The organism is uncultured Mailhella sp., assembly GCF_944324575.1.
Classification (GTDB): domain Bacteria; phylum Desulfobacterota; class Desulfovibrionia; order Desulfovibrionales; family Desulfovibrionaceae; genus Mailhella.
Map to the genome: position 1 here is coordinate 1 of NZ_CALUWV010000085.1, position 8966 is coordinate 8966.

8 protein-coding genes are annotated in these 8966 nt (G+C 59.9%); all 8 read right to left on the reverse strand.

What is annotated here, in order from left to right; translation table 11 throughout:
• On the reverse strand, positions 1–1187 hold a 1187-nt coding region (locus tag Q0J81_RS08990), incomplete at its 3' end, for a nickel-dependent hydrogenase large subunit (protein WP_294447302.1).
• Between the two features lie 14 nt (positions 1188–1201).
• The gene (locus tag Q0J81_RS08995; protein WP_294447303.1) at positions 1202–2152 is read right to left on the reverse strand and encodes a hydrogenase small subunit; all 951 of its coding nucleotides are present in this window, start codon (positions 2150–2152) and stop codon (positions 1202–1204) included.
• Positions 2153–2433: 281 nt separating this feature from the next.
• Positions 2434–3462, reverse strand: a complete 1029-nt coding sequence (locus tag Q0J81_RS09000) for a glycosyltransferase family 9 protein (RefSeq protein WP_294447304.1) — start codon at positions 3460–3462, stop codon at positions 2434–2436.
• Positions 3463–3861: 399 nt separating this feature from the next.
• A complete protein-coding gene (gene upp, locus Q0J81_RS09005; RefSeq protein ID WP_294447309.1) occupies positions 3862–4488 on the reverse strand; it encodes a uracil phosphoribosyltransferase in 627 nt (208 codons plus the stop codon).
• A gap of 583 nt (positions 4489–5071) precedes the next feature.
• Positions 5072–6250, reverse strand: a complete 1179-nt coding sequence (gene dsrP, locus Q0J81_RS09010) for a sulfate reduction electron transfer complex DsrMKJOP subunit DsrP (RefSeq protein WP_294447310.1) — start codon at positions 6248–6250, stop codon at positions 5072–5074.
• A gap of 9 nt (positions 6251–6259) precedes the next feature.
• A complete protein-coding gene (gene dsrO, locus Q0J81_RS09015; RefSeq protein ID WP_294447312.1) occupies positions 6260–7018 on the reverse strand; it encodes a sulfate reduction electron transfer complex DsrMKJOP subunit DsrO in 759 nt (252 codons plus the stop codon).
• Positions 7005–7421, reverse strand: a complete 417-nt coding sequence (gene dsrJ / locus Q0J81_RS09020) for a sulfate reduction electron transfer complex DsrMKJOP subunit DsrJ (protein ID WP_294447313.1) — start codon at positions 7419–7421, stop codon at positions 7005–7007. The genes dsrO and dsrJ overlap by 14 nt, the downstream gene beginning before the upstream one ends.
• Positions 7422–8966: sulfate reduction electron transfer complex DsrMKJOP subunit DsrK (dsrK, locus tag Q0J81_RS09025; RefSeq protein WP_294447315.1), on the reverse strand; the 1545-nt coding region annotated here is incomplete at its 5' end.

Genomic DNA, 8966 nt, shown 5'->3' on the forward strand with positions numbered 1-8966 from the left:
GAGGTCACAAGCTTGTCGCCCTGGGCGTAAGAAATGAGCATCTGGGCGAGAGGACCGGTTTCCACGGTATGGCCGTCGTAGCGCGGAGCCTTCATCCAGGAGTAGCGGTCGGTGTCGCCTATTCTGGTGAAGCGCGGATCGGTCACGCCCTGATAAGGGGCGCGGGCTTCGTCGCCTTCATACCAGCTGTGGCGGACGTGCTCGGAAATCTTCGAGGGATCGAAGGGCAGCACGGTGCTGAGATCGCGGTTGTAGATGACGCCGGGCTTGAGCCAGCGGGTGGTCAGATCGCGTTCCTTGCCGGGGAATTCGCCGAAGTCCATGTAGTCGGAAACGCCGCCGCCGATGGAGGCCCAGTCCTTGTAGGCTCCGGCCACGAGCAGCAGATCGGGAATGTACACCTGCTCCACGAAGGCGCGGGCCTTCTGATAGAGTGCCTTGAACTGGGCGATGGTGTCGGGGCGAAGAGCGTTGTAGCAGGTGACGCCGCCCGCGATGAGGAACTGAGGATGGGGGTTCTTGGCGCCGAACACGGCCGTGGCACGGGCGATTTCCACCTGAACGCGCAGCGCTTCCAGATAGTGGGCGGTGGCCACGAGGTTGGCTTCGGGGTCAAGGTAGTAGGAAGGATGCCCGCCGAGGAAGTAGGCGTTGGTGAAGGGGCCGAGCTGGCCGCTTTCCACAAGGGCCTTCACCTTGGCCTGTACGGCGCGCAGTTCGTCTTCGCTCGTGGGACGGGGAGAGATGGAGGCGTTCAGCTTGGCTGCCTTGGCAGGATCGGCCTGAAGAGCCGCGGCCACGTCCACGAAGTCGAGGGCATGAAGGTGATAGAAGTGCACCACGTGGTCGTGCAGATTCTGCATGCCCAGCACGAGATTGCGGATCAGCGTGGCGTTCACGGGAATTTCAATCTGCATGGCGTCTTCCAGTGCGCGGGTGGACGCCAGAGCGTGGGTGTAGGTGCACACGCCGCAGGTGCGGCCGGTGAAGAACTGGGCATCGCGGGGATCGCGGCCCTTCAAAATGGTTTCCAGTCCGCGGAACAGCGTGGAGCAGCTTCTTGCGTCCTTGACCCTGCCGTTTTCGACTTCCACCTCAATGCGGAGATGGCCCTCGATGCGGGTGAGCGGGTCCACCACGATGGGCCCGGTATAGGAACTCTGGGGAGTGGTTTTTGCTTCGCTCATGGTGGCATTACTCGCTAGTTTTCATAGAAGGGGGTCAGCTTGTCCCAGAAGTTCGGTTCGGAACAGCCGATGCAGGGATGTCCGGCGGCCACGGGCCAGTTCACGTCGTTGAACAGTGCCTTGGGGCAGTTGTTGTAGGTCACCGGGCCCTTGCAGCCGAGCTTGTAGAGGCACCAGCCCTTGCGGGCTTCCTCGGAATCGAAGGAGGGAGCGAATTCGCCGGCTTCAAAGTGGGGAAGACGTTCGCACAGTTCGTGCACGGTGTGTCCGTAGAAGGCCAGAGGACGGTTCAGCTTGTCGAGATCAAGCTTTACGCCGGAGAGCACGGCGGCGATGGTGCCGATGAGGTTCAGCGGATTCGGCGGACAGCCGGGAACGTTGATGGCCTTGATGCCGAGATCGGCGAAGCAGTCGTTGACGCCCTTGCAGCCGGAAGGATTGGGAGCGGCCGAAGGAATGCCGCCGAAACAGGCGCAGGTACCGTAGGAAATGACGGCCTTTGCACCGGGCAGCACTTCCTTGTTGATGGCGTACATGGTGCGACCGCCGATGGTGCCGTACAGACCGTCCATGGCGGTGGGAATGGCGCCTTCCACGATGCATACGTACCCGTTGGGATTCTTCATGGCCTGATGAAGGGCGTCTTCTGCAGCTTCACCGGCGGCGGCCATGATGGTTTCCTGATAGTCGAGGGAAATGGTGTCGAGAATGAGCTCGTCGATGAAGGGCTTGCTGGAGCGCAGGAGTGCTTCCGTGCAGCCCGTGCATTCCGCGTCATGCAGATAGATGACGGCGGGACGCGAGGCGGACGTGAGCGCCTTGGCCATGGCGGGAGCAAACGCGGGCCCCATGCCCATGGCCACAGCCACAGTGGAACAGAATTTCAGAAAGTCGCGGCGCGATACGCCCCGTTTTTCAAGGCGTTCTTCCGCGCCTTCTTTCCCCAGACCAATGGAGATTTGCATAAGGCCCTCCTGGCGCTGATAGACAGGACTTTTCCGCGAAAGCTTCCATGGCGGGCGGGAAGGTCGCGGCTTTTGCCGATAAAAGAACAAGTCATGCGCTGACGCATGAGCTTCTTCTGATATTACTTTATACCCCACTTTAGCATCAGAGACGGGGCAGGTCAACCGAAGAGAATCTTTTTATCGAAGAAATGATAGAAAAATCACATGGTTCCGTCCGTCATCCGACATGATCGGCAAGTGCGGGAGATGACAGCCTTTTTCCTGCGACAGTCTGTGGACTACGCGAGCATGTCTTTCAGTTCTTCGAGCATTCTTTCGGGGGAGATGCCCATGATGCAGGCGTTGCCTTTCGGACAGGCGCCCGAGCCGTGCAGCGAGCAGGGACGGCAGGGCATGGAAAGCTGCACTACGCGGTCCTTCTCGCCGGAAGGGAAGAATCCCCATTCCCGGCAGGTGGGGCCGAACATGGCGAGGGCCGGAGTGTCTACGGCGGTGGCGATGTGCATGGGACCGGAATCACCGGTGACGAGCACGTCTGCGGAGGCGATGAGCGCGAACAGTTCGCGCAGCGCCGTTTTGTTGACGAAGCTGCGGGATTCTTCCTCCTCGGGCAGGCCTTCGCCCTGACCAACCCAGAAATAGCTTATGCCTGCTTCATTGAGCATGGCGGCAAAGCGCAGCCACACGTCAAGGGGCCAGCTTTTTGCCTCATGCGTGGCAAAGGGGTGCAGAGCCACGATGGGTTCCCCCTCCGTATGAAGGGGCGCGAGCAGCTCTTCGGCACGCACCTTTTCGTCCTGAGCAAGAAAGATGCGGGGTCTGAGCTGGCTTGCGGAAGGCACGTCCGTTTTGTCGTAAAGCCCTATGGCGTAGCGCTGCGGAACGTTGTAACGGCGCAGCTCCTCCCCGAAAAAGCGGCCCTTGCTCCATAAAAAGATGCGACGGGCCAGCGACATCTTGTTGTAGCAGATGATGGCGTCGCGCCAGATGCGCGCCAGCATGGCGGAACGGATGTTGCGGTGCAGGTCGAGCAGAGGGGAGTCTCGGTATTTTTCCATGAGGCCGCGGAAGTTCATGGACTGCGCTTGGCCGCGAAGGTCGTTTTCGTCGAAGCCGATGACGTTGAGCACTGCGGGATTGTGGTCGAATATGGGCTCGAAGGCTTCTTTGGTGATAACGGTAAACATGGTTCCGTGCTTTTCGTGCCAGTCGAGAAGAACGCCCGTGGTGAGCACCACGTCGCCCAAGGAGCTGAAACGCACGGCCACCATATGCTTGTTGCTTATTCTGGAAGAGTAGCGTGCCATGTTGACCTGCCTGTGAAAGTTGACCTCTGCCGTCCGCATGAGGGCGGCGGTCAGGAATTTTCTGCGTAACGTAAAAAAGGAATCTCCCGGCAGGACGCCGGGCAGAGGCGTTTTTCTTTTTATTTAATTGGCGGAAACGGACGCGTCAACCGTGCTTCATGCGCAAGGGAAAGCCCGAAGTGCCGGAGGCATATCGGCTGTCGGTTCTGTTCCGGCATGGCAAGTCCGGCGCAGAACGGGAGGCGGCGGGATATGCCGAAAAGATGGGAGAGCCGCGGGCGGCATACAAAAAGCCCGGAAGGTGGAACCTTCCGGGCTTGAACGATGCACGTTTTGTTTTCCCGGGAAAGCGGGAGATTCGAAAGACGAAATGCTCCGCTTTCGCTTTGTGTTCGCGCGTTACTTCGTACCAAAGATACGGTCGCCGGCGTCGCCGAGGCCGGGAATGATGTAGCCGTTTTCGTTGAGGTGATCGTCAAGGGCTGCGGCGTAGATTTCCACGTCCGGATGCTTGTCGAGCACGGCCTTCACGCCTTCGGGCGCGGCCACGAGGTTGAGGGAGCATATCTGACTGCAGCCTTCCTTCTTGAGCACGTCGATGGCGGCGATGAGAGAGCCGCCGGTAGCCAGCATGGGATCAAGAATGATGGCCACGCGCTGGTCGATACGGCGGGCCAGCTTCTTGTAGTATTCCACAGGTTCCAGCGTCTCTTCGTTGCGGTACATGCCGAGCACGCTGATCTTCGCGCCGGGCACCATGTCGAGCACGCCGTCCATGAGGCCGAGCCCCGCGCGCAGTATGGGCACAATGGTGATCATCTTGCCCGCGAGGTAGTCCACTTCCACCTGGCCGGCCCAGCCCTTGACGACCTTCTTTTCCGTGGGGAGAGTTTTCGTGGCCTCGTAGGTGAGCAACCTGGCCACTTCCTTGGCCAGCATGCGGAATTCGCTGGTGGAAGTGCTTTCCTTGCGGAGCAGGCCGAGCTTGTGGCGGATGAGCGGGTGGTCGACGATATGAAGAGCCATGGCAAGTGTCCTTTTGTTGAAGGGGCGCGAATGCGCAGGGTACAAGATGATGATGACGTTATAGCCGTGGGGCCCTGTGCCCGTCAAGGCGGCCTTTTTTCTTCCCTTTTTGGAAAAAACTCGTTGCGGCGCAGGGGCCGAGGCCTTGTTACGATTTTTGGGCACGGAACAAGGCGGGCCCGGACGGGAAAGGGCGGGAACTGTTTTTGTGAAAACAGCAGACGAGCGAGCGTCATCCAGAGCTCGTTCACAGAAAGAGCGGCCGGGAGATGAGAGAAAAACGTGCTGTTTGGAGGCTGTCGGAATGAGAAGACGCGAGCTCATGGAGAGTTGCCGGAGCATATCGCATGAAATGCGGCATTTTGGACGATTGACTTTCTGTGGAGGCGAGGCCGTCAGGCTGCTTTCTTCGTGCGGGAGTACAGTGGGGAAAACTGAGCGGGGGGAGCGCTGAGCCGGACGGCCTGTTCATGCGGCTGCTTTCCTGAGGCTCGGTGGCCCCTCAGTCATGAGAAAAGCCCGGGCGGCGAACCGTCCGGGCTTTTTTGTCGTGCATGAGGCGGTCGGAAAATCCGGCAATCCGCTATTCGGCGAGTTCGAAGGGCTCGCCGCCTTCGCGCTTCATTTCAATGGCGATCTTCCACAGCAGGGTGACCACGAGGGCGCCCACGGCGAAGATGCCGAGGCCGATGGACACTTCCCAGAAGGTGGGAGTGTAGACTTCATAGGTCTCGTAGGGGGTGGGGGCAAAGCCGCCGATGAGCAGGCCGAGGCCCTTGTCGATCCAGGAGGCGATGACGAGCAGGACAAGCGCCCAGGGCAGGATCTTCATGTTGTTGCGGAACTTGGGAATGGCCAGGAGGAAGATGCTCACGAAGGCGAACACCACGGCCACCCACATCCAGCCGTTCAGCCACACGTTGAGTCCCTCATGTCCGTTGAAGATGAACGTGATGGGATGCTGGTGGCCGGGAATGCCGCTGTAGAAGGCGGTGAACAGTTCGAGCACATAGAAGAACATGTTCAGGCCCATGGCATAGGCGATGGTGATGGACAGAGACTTCACCACGGCCTTGCCGGGATCGAAGCCGGTGAGGCGCTTCAGAAGCAGCAGGGCGAGCAGCAGGATGGAAGGACCGGCGCAGAAGGCGGAAGCCAGGAAGCGTGCGGCCATGATGGCGGACAGCCAGTAGTGACGGCCGGGCAGACCGGCGTACAGGAAGGCCGTGACGGTGTGGATGGAGAAGGCCCAGAAGATGGAGATGACCACGAGCACCTTCACCCAGCGGGGCACGGCGACGTGACGGCTTTCATGTTCGAGCGAGGTCCAGCCGATGACGGCGTTGAGCAGCAGATAGCCGCACAGAACCGTGGCGTCCCAGAACATGACCGAGTTCGGCGTAGGATGCAGAATGATGTTCAGCACGCGCTGCGGCTGGCCCATGTCGACCACGATGAAGAGCATGCACATGATGACCGCGCCGATGGCGAGGAATTCTGCAAAAACGATCACGCGATGATAGGGATGATAGTGATGGAAGGTGGCAGGGAGCACCAGCATCACGGCCGCGGCGGCCACGCCCACGAGATAGGTGAACTGGGCGATGTAGAAGCCCCACGAGGTATTGCGGGTAAGACCGGTCATCTGAAGGCCGTAGATGAGCTGGAACACATAGACGATGAAGGCATAGCCTATGATGGCCAGCAGGAAGATCAGCCACAGATAGTACTTGGGAGAACCCTTGAGAACTTTTTCAACCATGGTTCCCTCCTAGATGATGTAATAGACGCCGGGATCGGTACCCAGTTCGGGCTTGCGGCGAATGCTGAAGTTCTTGGCGAGCACACGACGGACGATGGAGTTCGGGTCGTTGAGGTCGCCGAACATGATGGCGCCGTTGGAAGCCTCGACACAGGCGGGCATGAGGCCCTTTTCCAGCCGTTCGGCACAGAAGGTGCACTTTTCCACCACGCCGCGCATACGGGTGGGGTAGGCAGGATTCAGATCCTTGATGAAGGGACGGGGATCCTGGAAGTTGAAGCTTCTGGAACCGTAGGGGCAGGCGGCCATGCAGAAACGGCAGCCCACGCAGCGGTGATAGTCGATGGCAACGAGGCCGCCTTCCGTCTTGTAGGTGGCGCCGGCGGGGCAGACGCGCACGCAGGAAGGATTGGTGCAGTGGTTGCACAGCAGGAAGAAGCGACGGTTCTCGATGTTCTCGGGAAGCATCGGATCGGGATCGTGGGCGAAGGCGTGGTCGAACGTGTCGTCCCAGAGCCACTTGATTTCGCGGGAACCGGGAATGTTGGGCACATTGTGGACCTTGTGGCAGGCTTCCACGATGGGGCGCATGTCTTCCACCGTCTGAATGCGGCGAGTGTCGATGACCATGGCCCAGCGCTTGGCCTTCAGGCCTTCGGGATAGGCTTCATAGGAGGCCTCGGCCGCTTCCGCGCGGGCCGCTCCGGCGGCCAGGGCGAAGGTGGACAGGCCTGCGACCTTGAGAAAATAACGTCTACTCGAATTCATGATTGTTCCCCTGGGGTACGACGTGGCAGTCCCAGCAGTACGGGTTCACGCTGTTGGCGTTGTGGCACTTGTCGCAGAATTCGGCCTTGTTGCTGTGGCAGGCCATGCAGGTGTTCTGCAGACTGGTTTCCCATTTCTTGCCGTCGGAAGCGACGTAGATGCGCTTTCCTTCGCGCAGAGCCTGGTCGCGCCACTCAAGGAGGAGTTCCATGTGATTGGCGGCCATCCATTCTCTCGGTTCGATGCACTGGGTGCGCTCTTCACCGAAGAACGTGACGGGTTCCGTGGGGAGCTCCACCTTGACCTCTTCGTGACCGGAAGAAAGCATATTGATCCAGAAGGGCGCGGTGAACAGCCCGGCAAATACGATGATGCCGGGGATGACGAATTTTGCGTTGTACATTTATGCTTCCTCCGAGGCGGCGGGATCTTCATCGGGGAAGGGCAGATCTTCCTGACGCAGATCCATGGTGCGGGGAATTTCGCCCTTCATCACCAGAGCGTTGGCCACGAGTTCATGCAGGCCGCTGACCGTGACGCCGGGAACCCAGTAGTCCACGAGCGGAGGCAGAGCCGCGCGGTCGAGGGCGCACACGCAGCCCATCCAGTTCACGCCCTTGGTGTCGTGCACATAACGCAGGGCGTTGGCACGGGGGAAGCCGCCGCGCAGGCGCTGATCCATGATTTCCTCGGCGTTCAGGCCGGAACCGGAACCGCAGCAGAAGGTTTCTTCACGGATGGTGTGCTCGGGCATTTCCACGAAGTTGTTGCACACGTGCTTCAGGATGTAGCGGGGCTCTTCCAGAAGACCCATGGCGCGCGCCGGGTTGCAGGAATCGTGCCAGGTGGTGATGATGTGGTTGTTGCGCTCGGGGCGCAGGTTCAGCTTGTTGTGCTTGATGAGGTCGGCCGTGAATTCGGCGATGTGCACCATCTTGGTGGCGGCGGCGTTCTTGAACACCGTGCCGGTGATGGGGGAAACGGGCACTTCCATGTTCGGGGGAGTGGGGCCGTTGTAGGTGGCCATGTACTGGTTCACCACGCGCCACATATGGCCGCATTCGCCGCCGAGAATCCACTTGACGCCGAGACGTTCGGCTTCCGCATACATCTTGGCGTTCAGCTTCTTGGCCACGTCGAAGGAGACGAAGGAACCGAAGTTGCCGCCTTCGGAGGCGTAGGTGGAAAGCGTGTAGTCCAGGCCGATTTCATGGAACAGCATGAGGTAGCCCATGAAGGTGTAGATGCCGGGGTCGGCGAAGTAGTCGCCCGAAGGGGTGATGAAGATGACTTCATGACCCTTTTCGTTCCACGGCGGATCCACGCGGATGCCGGTGATGGTCTCGATGTCGTCGCAGAGGAACTCCACGATTTCACGCATGGAATGGGGCTGGACGCCGAGATGGTTGCCGGTGCGGTTGCAGTCGTTGACCGAGTTCATGATCCAGTGGATGCCGAGACCGAGGTCAAGCAGCATCTGGCGCACGATGACCGTGATTTCCGCAGTGTCGATGCCGTAGGGGCAGAACAGGGAACAGCGGCGGCACTCGGTGCACTGGTAGAAGTAGATGAACCACTCCTTGATGACGTCCTTGTCGAGCTTGCGGGCTCCGGCAAGCTTGCCGAGCAGACGTCCTGCGGTGGTGAAGTCCTTGCGGTACACGGAACGCAGAAGTTCGGCGCGCAGCACGGGCATGTTCTTGGGGTCGTTGGTGCCGAGGAAGAAGTGGCACTTGTCGGCGCAGGCGCCGCAGCGCACGCAGCAGTCCATGAACACCTTGAGGGACCGATGCTTGTTCAGCGCGTCCTGCAGGGAGTTGTGAAGGATCTGCTCCCAGTTTTCGGGAAGTTCCCAGTCCTCGTTGTCGGGAGCCCAGTCATGGGCGTTCTCGAAGCCGAGGCCTTTCAGTATTTCCGTCTTGGCGGGATAGCAGAAGCTGCCGGGATG

Excerpts from the sequence above, each read along its gene's own strand:
- dsrO (WP_294447312.1), bottom strand. The coding sequence starts at position 7,018 with ATGAATTCGAGTAGACGTTATTTTCTCAAGGTCGCAGGCCTGTCCACC.
- upp (WP_294447309.1), bottom strand. The coding sequence starts at position 4,488 with ATGGCTCTTCATATCGTCGACCACCCGCTCATCCGCCACAAGCTCGGC.
- Q0J81_RS08995 (WP_294447303.1), bottom strand. The coding sequence starts at position 2,152 with ATGCAAATCTCCATTGGTCTGGGGAAAGAAGGCGCGGAAGAACGCCTT.
- dsrJ (WP_294447313.1), bottom strand. The coding sequence starts at position 7,421 with ATGTACAACGCAAAATTCGTCATCCCCGGCATCATCGTATTTGCCGGG.
- Q0J81_RS09000 (WP_294447304.1), bottom strand. The coding sequence starts at position 3,462 with ATGGCACGCTACTCTTCCAGAATAAGCAACAAGCATATGGTGGCCGTG.
- dsrP (WP_294447310.1), bottom strand. The coding sequence starts at position 6,250 with ATGGTTGAAAAAGTTCTCAAGGGTTCTCCCAAGTACTATCTGTGGCTG.